Origin of the sequence: Tessaracoccus antarcticus, from assembly GCF_003688855.1 — a bacterium.
GTDB classification, from domain to species: domain Bacteria; phylum Actinomycetota; class Actinomycetes; order Propionibacteriales; family Propionibacteriaceae; genus Arachnia; species Arachnia antarctica.
In genome coordinates this window covers 242,147-259,747 of the sequence record NZ_REFW01000003.1, presented here as the reverse complement: position 1 = coordinate 259,747, position 17,601 = coordinate 242,147, and the positions used below count along the sequence as shown (strand labels likewise).

Here is a 17,601-nt window from a genome sequence, read left to right as displayed (position 1 = left end):
CATGACCTCCACCGGCCGCGTCACACTGCCCATCGAGCAGGGTATGGACGAGCAGCTCCCCGGTATCCTCGCCCGTCTCGGCGCCGACGCCGTCCGCAACTCCGACGGCACGTGGCTTCCGGAGATCACCCCCCAGCTGGGGGTCAAGGTCTACGAGACCTACTTCCCTGCGCGCGGCAACCAGGAGTTCGCGCTCGCGCATCTCGACGCCCGCCCGCGCTTCTACCTCATGTCCGCCCGGGTCGCGGCGGGGGCGGAGGGTGCGCTCGAGATCGACATCATGCGTGGATACCTGCCCCTGCAGGTGACCCCCGACTTCACGGACCTCTACCGCTGGTGGGAGGTCATCGACCGCACCACCGGTGACGTCGTGGACGTCGAGGGCTGGAGCGTCTCGGGGGAGGGCACCGACACCGTCGTGACGATCGCGGCCCCGGCGCCGTTCCATGTCTACACCGTCAACTTCCTGGCGTGGCAGGTGTGGGACTCCACCCAGATGTACAACTACACCACCAACAACTGGCAGGAGGACCCCACCCGGGTGCGGGAAATCGGCTACGACGCCCGCCACCCGCAGGCGTGGGAGTTCATGCAGCAGTCGCTCCGCGACTGGTGTGTCGAGCGCCCCGAGGTGGACGTGGTGCGCTTCACCACGTTCTTCTACCACTTCACGCTGGTCTTCAACGATCTCGCGAAGGAGAAGTTCGTCGACTGGTTCGGCTACAGCGCCTCCGTCTCGCCGAGGGCAATGGACGCGTTCGAGGTGGAATACGGCTACGCCCTGCGCGCCGAGGACTTCATCGACGCCGGCTATTACAACTCCCCCTTCCGTAGCCCCAGCAGGCACTACCGCGACTGGGTTGATTTCCAGTCCCGATTCGTCAGCAGCCGCGTCAGGACGCTCGTCGACATCGTCCACGATGCCGGCAAGGAAGCGATGATGTTCCTCGGTGACAACTGGATGGGCACCGAACCCTACGGTCAGTACTTCGGGGACATCGGCATGGACGCCGTCGTGGGTTCCGTGGGCTCCGGCGCCACCTGCCGCATGATCTCGGACATCCCCGGGGTCAAGTACTCCGAGGGCCGCTTCCTGCCGTACTTCTTCCCCGACGTCTTCACCGACGGCGGCGACCCGCTGGGCGAGGCCAACGAGTCCTGGCTGTGCGCGCGACGGGCCATCGCCCGCAAGCCGCTGGACCGGATCGGCTACGGCGGCTACCTCAGCCTGGCCGTGAAGTTTCCTGACTTCGTTGCACGGGTCGAAGAAATCTGCGACGAGTTCCGCGCCATCCACGACCTGGGTGGCGGGCTGCGCCCCGAGAACGCCCCCATCCGCGTGGCCATCGTGAACGCGTGGGGGAGCCTGCGCACCTGGCAGACGCACATGGTGGCGCACGCCCTGTGGTACAAGCAGATCTACTCCTACCTCGGCGTCATCGAGTCGCTCAGCGGCCTCCCGTTTGACGTCGAGTGGATGAGCTTCGACGACGTCCGCGCCGGCTCCTTGGACGGCGTGGACGTGGTCCTCAATGTGGGTGCCGCCAACACGGCGTTCTCGGGCGGCGACGAGTGGCTGGACGCCGACCTGACATCGGCCCTGCGCCGGCACGTGGCGTTGGGCGGTGGCCTCATCGGTATCGGCGAGCCCACGGCCGTGCCGGCCAACGGCGCGTTCTTCCAGCTCTCCGACGTCTTCGGCGTCGACAAGGAAATCGGCTGGTCCCAGTCCACCAACCGCTACCCCGTGGCGCACGGGGAACACTTCATCACGGCCGACCTGCGGGACCGGGTCGACGTGGGTGAGGGTGCCGGGGACATCTTCGGGATCGACGGGGCCGAGTTGCTGCAGCTCGACGGGACATCCGTGGACGTGGCCGCCCACACCGCGGGTGCTGGCCGCGCCGTCTACGTGGCGGGACTGCCCTACAACGCTGACAACACCCGGCTGCTGCACCGCGCCATCTACTGGGCGGCTGGCAGGGAGCAGGAGTTCAGCTCACACTGGACCAGCACCAACGTGGACGTGGAGGTGGCCGTGTTTCCCGCCACCCGCAAGGCGCTCGTCATGAACAACTCCACGCGGGCCGCCAGCACCGTCGTGGCAGGTCGGTCCTCCGGCATGCTGGGCGACGGGGACGTGGTGGTCCACCGGCTGGAACTCGACGCCATGGAGTCACGCTGGCTCGACATCTGAGCCGCCCCGTCAGTATCGCCCACACCGCGCCGTCCCCACGGGGGCGGTGCGGTGTGTGTTTCTGGGACGCGAGATGGGGGACGGCCCACTGTGGGCAGGGCGAGTAGAGTCACGCACTGGCCCGAGCAGTCCATCAGGAAAGAGATTCCCCCATGCCGCACCTTCGTTCCCGCACCACCACTCACGGCCGCAACATGGCCGGCGCTCGCGCGCTGTGGAGGGCCACCGGCATGGGCGACTCGGACTTCGGAAAACCCATCGTGGCGGTGGCGAACTCCTTCACCCAGTTCGTGCCCGGCCACGTGCACCTGCGCGACATGGGCAAGCTCGTCAGCGGCGCCATCCAGGAGGCGGGGGGCGTGGGCCGTGAGTTCAACACCATCGCCGTCGACGACGGCATCGCCATGGGTCACGGCGGCATGCTGTACTCGCTGCCCAGCCGGGAACTGATCGCCGATTCCGTGGAATTCATGGTCAACGCCCACTGCGCCGACGCGCTGGTGTGCATCTCCAACTGCGACAAGATCACCCCCGGCATGTTCCTGGCCGCCCTGCGGCTGAACGTGCCGACGGTGTTCGTCTCCGGCGGCCCCATGGAGGCAGGCAAGGCCATCATCAAGGAGGGTGGCACTGTCACCACCTCACTGGACCTCGTGGACGCCATGACGGCCGCTGTCGATGAGAGCGTCTCCGACGACGAGCTGGGCCGCATCGAAGCCAACGCCTGCCCCACGTGCGGGTCCTGTTCCGGCATGTTCACGGCCAACTCCATGAACTGCCTGCTGGAGGCCATCGGCCTGGCGCTGCCCGGCAACGGCTCCACGCTGGCCACGTCCGCGGCACGCAAGGACCTGTTCCTGAACGCCGGTCGCCTCGTGGTGGAGCTGTGCCGGCGGTACTACGACGAGGACGACCACTCCGTTCTGCCGCTGTCCATCGCCACCAAGCCGGCGTTCGCCAATGCCATGCGCCTGGACGTGGCCATGGGGGGCTCCACCAACACGATCCTGCATCTGCTCGCCGCCGCCCAGGAGGCGGGCGTCGACTTCGACCAGGACGACATCGACGCCATCAGCCGCGTCACGCCCTGCCTCAGCAAGGTGGCCCCCAACTCCGACCGTTTCTACATGGAGGACGTCCACCGCGCCGGCGGCGTCCCGGCCATCCTCGGCGAACTGCACCGCGGCGGCCTGCTGGACGCCAGCGTGCATGCCGTCCATGCGCCCACCCTGCAGGGCTGGCTCGACGACTGGGACATCCGCAGCGGACGGACCACCGATGTGGCGCTGGAGCTGTTCCACGCGGCCCCCGGCGGTGTGCGGACCACCGAGGCCTTTTCCTCCACGAACAGGTGGGAGACCCTGGACACCGACGCGGCGGACGGCTGCATCCGGTCGGTGGAGCACGCGTACACCGTCGAGGGTGGACTGGCCGTCCTGCGGGGCAACCTCGCGCCCGATGGCGCCATCGTGAAGACCGCCGGCGTCCCGGAGCACCAGTGGGACTTCACCGGTCGTGCCGTGGTGACCGAGTCCCAGGACGAGGCCGTCGAGATGATCCTCGGCAAGAAGATCCAGCCCGGGGACATCGTGATCGTGCGCTACGAGGGCCCCAAGGGTGGCCCCGGCATGCAGGAGATGTTGTACCCCACCGCCTACCTCAAGGCGCTGGGTCTGGGGCCGCAGTGCGCCCTCATCACCGACGGGCGCTTCTCCGGGGGTTCCTCGGGTCTGTCCATCGGGCACGTGTCACCCGAGGCGGCCTCCGGCGGCGCCATCGGCCTCGTGGAGACCGGGGACACCATCACCATCTCGATCCCGCAGCGCAGCATGACCCTCAACGTCGACGACGAGACGCTTGCCGCTCGACGCGCTGCCGCCGATGAGCGGGGCTGGAAGCCCGTGCACAGGGAGCGCACCGTCTCGACAGCGCTGAAGATCTACGGCTCGCTGGCACAGTCCGCGGACAAGGGTGCGGCGCGCCGCTTCGACGGCTGAGCCTCAGGCCGCCTGGGCTGCCTCGTCGGCATCGGAGGCCGGCGCGGCGGCCGCTGCGGTGCCGATGGCTGGAGGCTCAGCGCCACGTCGGGTCAGGACCGCGGCAACCACGGCCACCAGCACCACGCCGGCACCGATGGTGAGGGCCGGGTGGATCGCCCACAACCGTTTGACGGCGATGAAGCCCGCGAACCCCACGGTGCCGTACATGAACGCCCAGATGACGGAGCCGACCGCCACCGACGGCAGGTAGCGCCGCATCGGCATGCGTGTCACCCCCGCCGAGAGGTTGACCATGGTCTGGACTCCGACGGTCAGAAAACTGAGCGCCACAGCGGGGGCGCCCCACCGGTTCAGCCACGTTGAGCCCACGGCATAGGCGCGGCTGTCGAGGAGCCGGGACCAGCGGCTGCGTCCCGCCCCGGCGAGGATGGCGCGGCCCACCCAGTAGGTGGCATTGGCGCGCAGCATCACGATGACGAACAGGGCACCAACCACAACGGCGAAGGGGGCCTTCCACGTGGTGGGGTCCATTGACTCTCCTGCCCAGTTGACTGCTGCCATCCTAGGCGCCCTGGGAGTGGCACCCAATCCCAGTTTTGCTAGGTTGGCAAGAGGAGGTGGGCATGGCAGACATTGAGGACTTCGATCTCGACAGGACCACACAGCTGGCGTGGGACGAGTTCACGGAGCGACTCGCGGAGGTTCTGTCCGTCATGGACGCAACCAGCGACCTCTGTATCTCCGTGGTGGCGAACCGCACCAACACGGTGGAACCTCCCGTCATCCGGTTCTCGTTTGCGGAGCCGGAGAGTGTGGTGGCCACGCTGAAAGCTGCGGACGTGCCGGGGCTCGCCGACTTCGGCTGGCAGGGCGTGGGGGACGGCTCGTACCGGGTGCAGCATCACCAGGAGGACACCGTCGCGCTGGCGGAACTGGTCACGCGGACCATGACGGAGGCGCTCGGGGCCATCCACCCGGTGTTCCTGGAGCCGGACCAGTTGGCCGACATCCTGAAACCCGCCGCACCCGTGGAGCCGGGGGCGGGGCTCCTCCCGGGCCCCTTCGGCATCGTCATGCCCGGCAGCCGCCAGGAGTTGGACACCGTCGTCGACGCGGAGCTCACGGAGGCCTTCGGCCACCCGCCGATGCGCGACTTCCAGGGGGACGTGGCGATTCGTATCGGCTCCACCATGTTGTTCCTGCGCTCCACACCCGACTTCAAGGAACTGGTGCTGTTCGCCGTGCTCGTGCACGAGGTCTCGGGGCGCTCGCGGGCATGCGAGGTCCTGAACGACCTCAACACCGAATCCCGGTACTGCCGGTTCGCACTGCACACGGACCGTGTGTTCGTGCAGGTGTCCGTACCGGCCCGCCCCTTCGTGCCCGCGCACCTGCGTCAGGCGCTCGTGGCCATCTCCCAGGTGGCTGACGGGATCGATGACGAACTCGCCGCCCGTCTGAGCGGCCGCACCACATTCCCCGGCTAGAGTGGAGTGTCATGACGACCAACCCGGCTGGCGACGGCTACTTCAGCTCGCTGGACGCACCCGAATGCCGCAAACTTCTGGCATCCCAGGTGGTGGGGCGTGTGGCATGGGAATCCGCCGAGGGGATCAATGTGTTCCCCGTCAACTACCGCATCGTGAACGAACGCGTGGTGTTCCACACCTCCGAGAGCGGCCCGCTCTCGGCACTACTCATCCCCACGAAGGTGGGGTTCCAGGTGGACGAGTTTGACGCCGAATCGGCAGTGGGATGGACTTTGCTTGCCCGCGGGACAACGGCCTCCGCGGAGGGCCTAGAATCCGTGTCATGGGTGCCCGACGGGCGCCATGTGGGCGTGGCCATCAACGTCGAGTGGCTCGGTGGCCGTGTGGTCTCGGGAACACCGAGCTGAGGACCGGAGGAACATCATGGAACAGCCCCAGAGCGAGAAGTTCGAGAAGGACGCGGCCAAGAGCCCCCTGATCGTGGTCGGTGTCGACGGCAGCGACGATGGTCTCCGCGCCGTCCGCTTCGGCGCCAACACCGCCCGCGAGTTCGGTGGCGAGCTCATGCTTGTCCACGCCGTGGACGACGCCATGCTGGCTGGTGCCTGGGGGGTCGTCTACGACCCCGAGGTGTTGCAGAACGCCGGTGTCACGGCGAACCTGCAGGCCAAGGGCCTCGCGCTGGAGCTCGGACTTCCCGAGGACAGGGTCCGCACTGAAGTAGTGCTGGGCTCGCCCGGAGGGGTGCTCGGTCGGCTCAGCGAGGTGGCCGACCTCATCGTCCTGGGCCGGCGATCCGTATCCGGCCTGGAGCGGATGTTCGTGGGATCGACCAGCGTGTCCGTGGTGACGAACTCGTCCTGCCCGGTCCTGGTCATCTCCGCGGCCGCCCACCCCATCGACGTGGGTGGCAAGAAGCTGATCGGCGTCGGCATGAACACGAGTCCCGGCAACCACGCCACGCTGGAGGTGGCTTTCAGGCAGGCCCGCCGCTTCCAGTCCTCCCTGGAGATCGTGCACGCACTGCAGCCCCCCATCGGGATCTTCTCGAAGAAGCTGTCGCCCGATGACCTGCAGGAGCAGTTGCGCTACATCCGGGGCGGGATCGAAGCCATCGCCAAGTCCATCGCCGAGCGGTACCCGGAGGTCCCCTACAAGGTCGTCGTCGTGGCCGACAGCCCCATCAACGAACTCGTGGGCCGCACCCCCAACTACGACGCCCTCGTGCTGGGTATCAGCAACGGTGGGTTCGGCCTGGGTGGTCTCGTGCGGGGACTGATGGCGCACGCCGAGTGCCCGCTGCTGATCACGCACTGACCTGTGACGGACACCACGCGACAGCCCCGCATCCACTTCGACGAGTCCCTGCCGATCTCGGCGGAGGTCACCACCATCGCCAACCTCATCCGCGAGCACCAGGTGGTGGTGGTGGCGGGCGAGACGGGTTCCGGCAAGACCACGCAACTGCCCAAGATCTGTCTGCTGGCGGGACGCGAACACATCGCCCACACTCAGCCGCGGCGCATCGCCGCCCGCACCGTGGCGCAACGCATCGCCGACGAGTGCGAGGTGGAGCTGGGTGACTTCGTGGGCTACCAGGTCCGGTTCACGCGGCGCACCAGCAAAGCCACGCGCATCAAGCTCATGACCGACGGCGTGCTGCTCAGCGAGCTGACGCGCGACAAGGACCTCACCCGCTACGACACCATCATCATTGATGAGGCCCACGAGCGCAGCCTCAACATCGACTTCCTGCTCGGCTATCTCAAACAGCTCCTGCCGCGCCGCCCGGAGCTGCGGGTCATCGTGACGTCGGCCACCATCGACACGCGACGGTTCTCCGAACACTTCAGCGACGCACCCGTCGTCGAGGTCTCGGGCCGCACCTATCCCGTGGATATCCGCTACCAGCCGCTCGCGGACGATGCCGACGAGCTGGACGGGCTCACCTCCGCCATGAAGGAACTCGCGGCGGAGTCCGGGACCGGCGACGTGTTGGTGTTCCTCTCCGGCGAGCGGGAGATCCGCGACGCCGCCGAGGCCATCAACGGCCTGCGGCTCCGCGGCTGGGAAACCACACCGCTGTATGCACGCCTCTCAGCGGAGGAACAGCAACGCGTGTTCCAGCCCCACCCGGGGCGCCGCGTGGTGCTGGCCACCAACGTGGCAGAGACCTCCATCACGGTGCCGGGCATCCGCTACGTCATCGACGTCGGCACGGCCCGCATCTCCCGCTACTCGGCCCGCACCAAGGTGCAGCGGCTGCCCATTGAACCGGTCTCGCAGGCGAGCGCCAACCAGCGGGCCGGCCGCTGCGGCCGGCTGGGGCCGGGCATCGCCATCCGCCTGTACAGCCAGGAGGACTTCGAGTCGCGCCCACGGTTCACGGAACCCGAGATCCTGCGCACCAACCTGGCCACCGTCATCCTCCAGATGACCGAGGCAGGGCTGGGGGACATCGAGGCGTTCCCGTTCGTGGAGGCGCCCATCGACGCGCAGATCAGCGACGGTGTGCGGGTGCTGGCGGAATTGGGGGCCATCCATCCCCGCAAACGTCACGACCACCTGCGGCTGACCCGCACCGGACGCACCCTGGCAAGGCTGCCCATCGACCCCCGGCTCGGCCGGATGCTGCTGGAGGGGTCACGCCGCGGCTGCCTGCGCCAGATGCAGGTGGTGGTGGCCGGCCTGACCATCCCCGACGTCCGGGAACGACCCACCGAACAGCAGCAGAAGGCCGACGATCTCCACCGCCGGTTCTGGACCCCCGGCGGCGCCGTCGACGCGACACCGCCAGAGGCAGACGCGCAGCCGCTGCGGCACACGGCGCACACCGGCACGCGCAAGGAGGCGTCGCAGACCTCACTGGAGGGCGGCGACTTCGAGACGCTGCTCAACGTCTGGGAGTACCTGCAGAAACGCCGCAAGGAACTCTCCGGCAACGCCTTCCGGCGGATGTGCCGGCAGGAGTACCTGCACTTCGTGCGATTCCGGGAGTGGGAGGATCTCGTCACGCAGCTGCGTGAGGTCTGCCGCGAGTTGGAGATGGATGCCCGGGGCACGGGTTCCATGGGCGACGTGGTGACCTGCCTGCTGTCAGGACTTCTGTCCAACGTCGGGCTCGCGGAACCCGAGAGGGTCGCGAAGAAGCCGGGCAAGCGCAAACCGCTGGTGGAGTACCTGGGGGCCCGCGGCGCACACTTCGCCATCCAACCAGGATCCTCCCTGGCCCGGAGCACACCTCCCCTGGTGATGGCCTACGAGCTGGTGGAGACCTCCCGGCTGTGGGCCCGCACCGTCACAGCCATCACCCCGGAGATGGTGGAGGCCGTGGGCGAACACGTCCTGACCCGCACCCTGTCCGAGCCGCACTTCTCGGCCCGCAGCGCCAGCGTCGTGGCCAATGAGCGGCTCACGCTCTTCGGCGTGCCGATCGTGGCCGGGCGCCCCACCTCGTACGCCTCCGGGCACCCCGAGGAGGCGCGCGAGATCTTCATCCGCACAGGAATCGTGGAAGGGGAGTGGGACACCCGGCACCCCATTGTGGCGGCCAACAGGTTCGCCCTGGAGGAGGCGCAGACACTCACCGACCGGATGCGACGACCCGACCTTCTGCTCTCCGACGACGAACTCTTCACTTTCTGGGACCAACGCCTCGGCGCGGAAGTGGTCTCCGGTGCGACGTTCGAGTCGTGGGTGCGCGGCCAGGCGGACGACTCCTTCCTCCGCCTGACCCCGGCCGACTGCGTCAGCGACCCCGGTGAACTGCGTGTGGCCGACTTCCCCGACAGGTGGGAGGTGGGGCGCCACGAACTTCCTGTGGCCTACGTCTTCGAGCCCGGGGCCGGCAGGGACGGCGTCACCATCACCGTGGCTTTGGAACTGTTGAACCAACTGGAGCAGACACCCTTCACGTGGCAGGTGCCCGGCCTGCGGCGTGAACTCGCGACGGCATTGCTGCGCTCACTGCCGAAGGCCATCCGCACCAAGTTCGTCCCGGCCCCTGATTGGGCGGGCCGCGCGCTCGTGTGGCTGGATGCCAACGGCGGCACGGAGGGGGAGTCTCTGCCCCAGGCGCTGGCTCGGGCGTTGCGCGCCCTCACCGGTGAACTGGTTCCACCGGAGGCCTGGCAGCCGTCCACAGTCGACGGGCACCTGCGCCCCACCTTCGTCGTCATGGACGGCTCCAAGGAAGTGGCGCGGGGAACCGACCTCGACGAGCTCCGGGTCACGCTTGCGCCGAAGGTGAGCGCCAAACTGACCCGCTCCGCCAAGCGCATCTCGGCCACCGGCCAGACCCGATGGACGTTTGGCACTGTGGCCCCTTCCGTCCAACTCTCGGGCGGGGTGGTGGGCTACCCAGCGTTGGTGGACGAGACCGCCAGCGTGGGACTCGTCGTGGCGGAGTCGGTGCAACGTGCCTCGCACGAACACGTGAGGGGCCTTCGCCGACTTCTGACGCTCGTGAACCCCTCACCCGTGCGCTGGGTGGTCTCCCACATGAGCAACCAGGAAAAGCTGGCACTGGGCGCCAGCTCGTACGCGAGCGTGCCGGACCTCCTGGCCGACGCCTGGCTGAAGGCGAGCCAGCAGCTGCTGCTGGAGTCGGGTAGCCCCGACGACGTCCGCGATGAGGCCACCTTCACCCGCATCGCCGAGCTGGTCCGGGCCGATTGCCCCGCGCGCACCCAGGCGGTGGTGCGGGTCGCCGCCCAGACCCTGACGGCGCAGGGCGAGGTGGAGCGCGCACTCCAGATGTTCCCCCCACAGGATCCGCTGCGCATCGATGTCACGGAGCAACTGGCGAACCTCACGTTCACGCGTTTCATCTCTGCCACCCCCGACCCGTGGTTCGACCGGCTCCCCGTCTACGTCCGCGCCATGACGGTGCGCATGCAGGGTGCGCTGAAGAGCCGCAGCCGCGATGACCGTGCCCGACTGGAGATCGAGGGCGTCGAGGTCGACTACGCCGCCCTGTGCGACGCGCAGCCGCCCGGCCCGCTCAGCCCCGCGGTGGAGGAGATTGCCTTCCTCATCGAGGAGCTCCGCGTGGGACTGTTCGCCCAGGGGGTGCGCACGGCCGTGCCCGTGTCCCCGAAACGGGTGCGTCAGGCCATCGCTGCCGCCCGGTGAGGCGGGACAGTGGCATCATTGCGTGGTGCCACAGACCGTCGATGAACTCATCAGCCTGTTCGAACTGACGCAGACGGGGGAGTTCTCGTTCCGTGGGCCCCAGCCGAGGACCCTGCTGCAGCGCCTCTTCGGGGGGCAGGTGCTGGCACAGAGTCTGATGGCCGCCATGCACACAGTCTCCGGGGACCGTGTGGTGCACTCCCTCAACGCATATTTCCTGCTGCCGGGGGATCCGCTGACGCCCCTCACGCTGGAGGTTGAGGTTCTCCGGGACGGACGCTCCTTCAGTGCGCGGCGCGTGGTGGCCAAGCAGGGTGAGCACACCATCTTTCAGCTGAGTGCCTCCTTTCACACACCCGAGCCCGGCCTCTCCCACTCAGCGGTGCAGTCGCTCGACGTCTCCGCGCCGGAGGACTCGCGTCCCATGCGGGAGGTGCTGGAGGAGCGTTTCGGGCGCCAGGTGCGACGACTCTCGGAATGGGACGCCCTCGACGTGCGCCTCGCAAGCCCGCCCGAGCCCAGCCCAGAGGGCGGCATCATGCGCGCATGGGTGCGGACACAGGGCCCGCTGCCTGACGACCCGGGGCTGCACGCTGCCGTTCTTGCGTATCTGTCAGACATCACCCTGCTCAGCGTCTCGACGGTGCAGCACCAGGTGGAGTTCATGTCCCCGACGATGCGCGCTGCCTCGATCGATCACGCCATGTGGTTCCACCGCCCCTTCCGGGCCGATGAGTGGCTGCTCTACGACATGGTCTCGCCGTCAGCCTCAGGCGCCCGCGGTTTCTGTACCGGTCGGCTCTTCCAGGGTGGTCTGGCCGTGGCGTCCTGCGCCCAGGAAGGATTGATCCGGGTGGTGGCCTAGGTGTACTGACACCTAGGCCACCACCCGGATCAGTGGTTCACACATGTAGTTGTCACGCTGCGCAGTGTCAGGCGGCAGCGGCGGCTTCCGCGGCCGCCTCGGCCTCACGCATCTTGGTCAGCGCGAGCCGTTCGATCTGGCGGACGCGCTCAGCCGTGATGCCCCAGTGGGCTCCGATGTCGGCCAGCTTGGCCTGGCGGCCGTCGAGCAGGCCGTAGCGGCGACGCACCACATCGGCGGAGCGATCATCCAGGTTGGACAACATCCCGTCGAGACGTGCGCGCTCCTCGGCATCCAGAACCATCTCGTCCGGGCCGGGGGAGGTTTCACGGGCGATCAGGTCACCCAGCGAGGTATCCCCATCGGCCTCCACGGGTGCATCCAGCGAAATGTGTTCCCGTGAGTAGCGCAGCAGGTCGATGATCCGGGTCTCGGGAAGATCCAGCTCTGTGGCGATCTCAGAAAGCTCCGGCTCGCGCCCGAGCTGGCGCTCCAGGTTGCGGCGGACCGCAGAGACCTGGTTGACCTGCTCCGCCACGTGGACGGGGAGGCGCACGATGCGACCCTGCTGGGCGATGCCCCGGGAGATGGCCTGGCGTACCCACCACGTCGCGTACGTGGAGAACTTGAAGCCCTTGGCATAGTCGAACTTCTCGACTGCCCTGATCAACCCGGTGTTGCCCTCCTGCACCAGATCCAGCATCGGCATCTGGGCGCGGCCGTACTTGCGCGCCACCGACACCACCAGCCTCAGGTTGGCCTTCGTGAAGCGCTGCATGGCTGCATCGCCCTCGGCGACGGCCCGGCGCAGCTCTTCAGGGGTGGCGTCAGTTGTGGATTCGACTTCACCGGCTAGAATTTTGGAAGCGAACAATCCGGCTTCGATGGTACGGGCCAGTTCCACTTCCTCGACAGCGCTCAGCAGCGCGGTCTTCGCGATCGCGTCGAGGTAGAGTCCAACGGCATCCTTGCCATCAATGCCATCGTTGGTGCGGTTGCGTGCAGTGGAGATCATGTGATGAGCCTTTCTCACGTCGTCATCTGGTCCAACGCACGGCCCGCGCTATTGGTTCCCGGTTCAACTAACCTTTTTTCCTGCGTCCCGGATCCGCCCGCGTTTGAGTGTTGGCGGTTGGCGTGGAAGTATTGGCGCGGACGTCCCTTGACTGACACGGGACGCCGCGCGCGCAAAATACTGTCACCCCCCAGGAGAGGACCGTTGTGACTTCTGGTTCCAGCAATGAGCAGAGCCCCGCCACCGCCACCGCCAAGGCCCCCAGCCGCTCCCGCACCACCACGAAGACCGCGAAGGCCGAGGGGGCCACTGCGCCCGTCACCACCTCGAAGCGTGCGGCCGCAACCGGAGCAGCGGTCGCCAAGGCCGCTCCCACCACCGCGAAAAAAGCCCCTGCCAAGGCGCCCGCCGCCAGGACTGCGGCACGCACCACCGCCGCAGCCAGACGCAAGGCAGCAGCCGAGGCCACCATCGCCGAGGCTTCCACGGGCGAGATCGAGGTGGAGTTCAAGCGTGAGGGCGACGAGGTCGTGCTCACCGTGGGTGGCAAGAAGCGCACCCTGGACGACGTCGACGACGCCACCTTCGTCGAGTCCAAGGAGGCTCCGCTAGCCAAGGAACTGGTCGAGGACGGCGGGTTCACGCTCAGCAGCAGCGACGAGGCCGACGAACCCGAACAGCAGGTCATGTCGGCCGGCGCAACTGCCGACCCCGTCAAGGACTACCTGAAGCAGATCGGCAAGGTCGCGCTCCTCAACGCCGTTCAGGAGGTGGAGCTCGCCAAGCGCATCGAGGCGGGCCTCTTCGCCGAGGAACGGATGACCGAGTCCAAGGTCAAGCCGAAGGACCGTGAGGACTTCGAATGGATCGTCGCCGACGGACGCCGCGCCAAGAACCACCTGTTGGAGGCCAACCTCCGCCTCGTCGTCTCCCTGGCCAAGCGCTACACCGGACGTGGCATGTTGTTCCTGGACCTCATCCAGGAGGGCAACCTGGGTCTGATCCGCGCCGTCGAGAAATTCGACTACACCAAGGGCTACAAGTTCTCCACCTACGCCACCTGGTGGATCAAGCAGGCCATCACCCGCGCCATGGCCGACCAGGCCCGTACCATCCGCATTCCCGTCCACATGGTCGAGGTGATCAACAAGCTCGCGCGTGTCCAGCGGCAGATGCTGCAGGACCTGGGACGTGAGCCCACACCGGAGGAACTGGCCAAAGAACTGGACATGACGCCCGAGAAGGTCGTCGAGGTCCAGAAGTACGGCCGCGAGCCCATCTCACTGCACACACCGCTCGGCGAGGACGGCGACTCCGAGTTCGGCGACCTCATCGAGGATTCCGAGGCGGTCGTGCCGGCGGACGCCGTGAACTTCACCCTCCTGCAGGAACAGCTCAACGACGTCCTCGACACGCTCAGCGAGCGCGAGGCCGGCGTGGTCTCCATGCGCTTCGGCCTCACCGACGGCCAGCCCAAGACCCTCGACGAGATCGGCAAGGTTTATGGGGTCACCCGTGAGCGGATCCGCCAGATCGAATCGAAGACCATGAGCAAGCTGCGTCATCCGTCGCGCTCGCAGGTGCTGCGGGACTACCTCGACTGATCGCACCACCGTGGGCAGCACGCTGCTGTTGACACGCACGAAGCCCAGGTCCCATGTCGGGGCCTGGGCTTCGTGCGTGCCACGAGGGGGTGCAGCCCCTCGTCAGCGGGCGTAGTGCTGCGCGAACCTGCTCAGGATGGTGTGAACGGCCGGTGACACGTTGGCGTCGCGGGCCTGCTCGCTGAGGTCCTCGAGTGTCTCCGGGGCGAAATATCCGGCGTGGCGGTAGATCTTCATGCGGTCGATGAAGTGCTCGGCGTCCAGTTCGGGATGGAACTGGGTGACGTAGCAGTTCTTCTGCACGCGGAACATCTGCACGGGGCAGGCATCGCCCTCCACCAGCAGCACCGCGCCTTCGGGGAGTTCGCGGACCGCCTCCTTGTGACCCACAAAGGCCTGGAAAGTTTCCGGCACGTCCACGAGCAATGGGTCACGGTGCCCGGCATCGGTGCGTCGCAGATGGACGGGGCCCGCGGGCTCACCGTAGGTGCGGTCCACGACGCCACCCATGTGCGCCGTCACGGTGCCGATGCCGTAGCAGAGCCCGAGGAACGGCACGTCGTCGACGAAGACGTCCTCCAGGACCCGCCGCAGGTCGGCCTCCACCCGCAGTTGCACCTGTGACTTCACGGGGTCACTGGAGTTGTACGGCCCGCCGCCGAGGAGGACGCCGGAGTAGTCGTCGAGGTCCAGGACGGGCAGCGGCGCCAGTTCCACACGGATTTGCTGCAACTCCTCGTCGCGCAGACCGGAGAAGTGCAGGACGGAGCGACGTTCGCCTTCGGCGGCCGCGTCCTCCGGCCTGCAGCTGAGCAACAGGAATGGTTTCACTTAACTGTCCTTGAAATGTGGTCGGCCACCCATCGTCTCCGAAATGGTGGCGCGGAGCACGGCTGACAGGTCGCCGTCGGTGGCGGTGGCCACGCGCCGTTGTCGGACGTAGCTGGGACCACGATGCACCAGTTCCACGCAATCTGCCAGTTGGCTGCTGCACCCCAGCTCGTCGGCGATCGGCTCCAGCCTCTGCAACCAGTGCAGAAGACCCTCACGCAAGGCCAGGGTGTGCTCATGGGGTCGGGGGGTGACCACCTCTGCGCCGAGCCCGTAGCGGGCCGCGCGCCACTTGTTCTCCCGCATGAACCAGAAGGCCAGCCGTTCGATCTCACGGCCGGCATCCAGCTCCCGGGACATCCACTCGACGAGGCACTGTGTGAGGGCAGCCAGGGCGCCGATCTCGAAGACGGTGGGGACGCAGTCCATGGAACGGTTCTCCACGGTCCCAAACGTGGAGGGTCGCACATCCCAGCGGATTTCCGAGGGGCTCTGGATCATGCCCACTCCCTCCAGCTCCGTGGCGTAGCGCTCGAACTCCTTCCACGAGGACATGTGGTAGGGCAGGCCGTTGGTGGGTAGCTGCTGGAACATCATGGTCCGCTGGGAGGCGAAGGCGGTGTCCGTGCCCATCCAGAACGGGGACGAGGCACTCAGCGCGATGAAGTAGGGGATGAAGCGTGCCAGGCCGTACGTCACCGGCAGGGCCTTTGACCGGTCGTCGACGCCTGCGTGGATGTGGACGCCGTTGACGGCCATCTGGCCACCCCACCAGCCGTTGCGTTCCCGGACCCTGCGGTACTGCGCCTTCTTCACGGGCTGCTGCTGTGCCGGATCCGCGAACGGGTGGGCGCCCATCGCCATCACCGCGAGACCGTGCGGCTCGAGGGACTCGATGACGTGGTGCATCAGCGCATCCATCTCCGAGACGACGCCCCCCACGCTGGTGTGCACGCCGCTGACGAGTTCGATCATGCTGCGCAGATACTCCGCCCGGATCGGTCCGTTCACGGGATCCTCCACCCCGTCCAGGACGCGGTGGGCCTCGGGTACCTGCTCGAGGGTGGCCAGGTCCACCACCGTCAACTCCCACTCCACGCCGAGCGTGGCGCGCTGGGAGGGTTTGAAGTCAATCTTCATGTGCGTGGCTCGCTCTGGGTCGAAGTGTGTCTCTGCACATCCGATCATGCCGGGTCGAGATGGCCAACGTGGCCCAACCGTGTCCAGATGTAGGGTGTGGAGCGCAGAAGAACCACCTTCGAGAGGCGAGTCATCCCCATGTCCTTGTTGCACACCGTCCAGCTGGCCCCGGCCGATCCGATTCTCGGCCTGAACGAGCACTTCGCCAAGGATCAGCGCACCGACAAGGTGAACCTGGGGGTGGGGGTGTACCTCGGGGAGGATGGCACGCTGCCACTGTTGGAGTGCGTCCGTGTGGCCGAGGAGCGGATCACGGCCGGCAGGAAGCCCCACGGCTACCTCGGCATCGACGGTCTTCCGGCGTTCGTTGCGACCACGCGCGAGTTGGTGTTCGACCAGGGGCCGGCTGTGCTCGAGCGGGTCGCCTCGGTCCAGGCACTGGGCGGCACCGGCGCGCTGAAGGTGGGGGCCGACTTCCTCAAGCAGCTCTCCCCTGACGCGAAGGTCATGATCTCCACGCCCAGCTGGGAGAACCACAGGGCGCTGTTCACCCGTGCGGGCTTCGAGGTCGAGGAGTATCGCTACTACTCGCCGGAGCGCAAGGGCGTGGACGTCGACGGCATGATCGAGGACCTTGAAGCGGCCGCCGAGGGCACAGTCGTCGTGCTGCACGCCTGCTGCCACAACCCCACGGGCTACGACCTCGACACGGGGGACTGGGAACGCGTCATCGACGTGGTCACGTCCCGCAGACTCGTGGCCTTCCTGGACATGGCCTACCAGGGTTTCGGCCACGGCATCGACGAGGACAAGTCCGTCATCGGGGCCTTCCTCGACTCAGGCGCCGAGTTTCTCATTGCCCAGTCCTTCTCAAAGTCCTTCAGCCTGTACGGGGAGCGCATCGGTGCCCTGCACGTCGTGGCGGCCGATGCCGGTCTCACGGCAAAGGTGCTGTCGCAGCTGAAGGTCTGCATCCGCACCAACTACTCCAACCCCGCCAAGCACGGGGCCGCGTTGGTGGCCGAGGTCCTCTGCGACCCCGATCTCCGCCACATCTGGGTGACTGAGCTCGCAGCCATGCGGGAGCGGATCAAGGACCTGCGTGGACAGTTGGTGCAACGGCTGGAGGCCGAAGGCGTCACGGACATGGGCTTCATCGCCGACCAACTCGGCATGTTCAGCTACTCCGGACTGACGAAGGACCAGATGGTGGCGCTGCGCACGGAGCACGGCGTGTACGGCACCGACGCCGGCCGCATGTGCGTGGCAGCGCTCAACTCCCGCAACATCGCGCACGTCGCCAAGGCCATCGCTGCCGTCCGCTGA

12 protein-coding genes and 1 pseudogene are annotated in these 17,601 nt (G+C 67.4%); 9 read left to right on the top strand and 4 right to left on the bottom strand.

From position 1 onward, the window contains the following. Position 1 precedes the first annotated feature (1 nt). Both gnpA and ilvD read left to right on the top strand, forming a co-directional pair. On the top strand, positions 2-2,197 hold the full coding sequence (gene gnpA / locus EAX62_RS12420; protein ID WP_121902027.1) for a 1,3-beta-galactosyl-N-acetylhexosamine phosphorylase: 2,196 nt from the start codon (positions 2-4) through the stop codon (positions 2,195-2,197). 152 nt (positions 2,198-2,349) lie between these two features. Beyond that, positions 2,350-4,194, top strand: coding sequence for a dihydroxy-acid dehydratase (ilvD, locus tag EAX62_RS12415; RefSeq protein WP_121902026.1), 1,845 nt, complete (start codon positions 2,350-2,352; stop codon positions 4,192-4,194). Between the two features lie 3 nt (positions 4,195-4,197). Here ilvD and EAX62_RS12410 read toward each other — a convergent pair whose 3' ends face one another. Further along, the gene (locus EAX62_RS12410; RefSeq protein ID WP_121902025.1) at positions 4,198-4,728 is read right to left on the bottom strand and encodes a DedA family protein; all 531 of its coding nucleotides are present in this window, start codon (positions 4,726-4,728) and stop codon (positions 4,198-4,200) included. A 92-nt stretch (positions 4,729-4,820) separates the two neighbouring features. On the opposite strand from EAX62_RS12410, the gene EAX62_RS12405 reads away from it, so the two are divergent. From EAX62_RS12405 to EAX62_RS12385, 5 genes are read left to right on the top strand one after another with little or no spacing between them, the layout of a single operon-like run. Then, complete coding sequence (locus EAX62_RS12405; protein ID WP_121902024.1) at positions 4,821-5,684, top strand: T3SS (YopN, CesT) and YbjN peptide-binding chaperone 1; 864 nt, start codon at positions 4,821-4,823, stop codon at positions 5,682-5,684. 11 nt (positions 5,685-5,695) lie between these two features. After that, entirely contained in the window at positions 5,696-6,094 is a 399-nt protein-coding gene (locus EAX62_RS12400) for a pyridoxamine 5'-phosphate oxidase family protein (RefSeq protein ID WP_121902023.1), read from the top strand. Between the two features lie 16 nt (positions 6,095-6,110). Further along, positions 6,111-7,004 carry a universal stress protein gene (locus EAX62_RS12395; RefSeq protein WP_158600670.1) on the top strand — a complete coding sequence of 298 codons (894 nt, stop codon included), beginning with the start codon at positions 6,111-6,113 and terminating at the stop codon, positions 7,002-7,004. A gap of 3 nt (positions 7,005-7,007) precedes the next feature. Continuing rightward, positions 7,008-10,820 (top strand): ATP-dependent RNA helicase HrpA, encoded by a 3,813-nt coding sequence (gene hrpA, locus EAX62_RS12390; protein ID WP_121902021.1) that lies wholly within the window; start codon positions 7,008-7,010, stop codon positions 10,818-10,820. 25 nt (positions 10,821-10,845) lie between these two features. Further along, positions 10,846-11,685 (top strand): acyl-CoA thioesterase, encoded by an 840-nt coding sequence (locus tag EAX62_RS12385; RefSeq protein WP_121902163.1) that lies wholly within the window; start codon positions 10,846-10,848, stop codon positions 11,683-11,685. 67 nt (positions 11,686-11,752) lie between these two features. Here the strand turns inward: EAX62_RS12385 and EAX62_RS12380 are convergent, their stop codons facing one another. Continuing rightward, positions 11,753-12,700 carry a sigma-70 family RNA polymerase sigma factor gene (locus tag EAX62_RS12380; protein WP_121902020.1) on the bottom strand — a complete coding sequence of 316 codons (948 nt, stop codon included), beginning with the start codon at positions 12,698-12,700 and terminating at the stop codon, positions 11,753-11,755. A gap of 164 nt (positions 12,701-12,864) precedes the next feature. Here EAX62_RS12380 and EAX62_RS12375 point away from each other — a divergent pair. Then, positions 12,865-14,304 (top strand): annotated as a pseudogene (locus tag EAX62_RS12375) (RNA polymerase sigma factor); the annotation flags it as partial. Between the two features lie 102 nt (positions 14,305-14,406). Here EAX62_RS12375 and EAX62_RS12370 read toward each other — a convergent pair. Further along, a complete protein-coding gene (locus tag EAX62_RS12370; protein WP_121902018.1) occupies positions 14,407-15,135 on the bottom strand; it encodes a glutamine amidotransferase in 729 nt (242 codons plus the stop codon). Then, positions 15,136-16,275: a carboxylate-amine ligase gene (locus EAX62_RS12365; RefSeq protein WP_158600669.1), complete on the bottom strand. Its 1,140-nt coding sequence runs from the start codon at positions 16,273-16,275 to the stop codon at positions 15,136-15,138. A 138-nt stretch (positions 16,276-16,413) separates the two neighbouring features. Here EAX62_RS12365 and EAX62_RS12360 point away from each other — a divergent pair, with 138 nt between their 5' ends. Further along, complete coding sequence (locus EAX62_RS12360) at positions 16,414-17,601, top strand: amino acid aminotransferase (RefSeq protein ID WP_121902016.1); 1,188 nt, start codon at positions 16,414-16,416, stop codon at positions 17,599-17,601.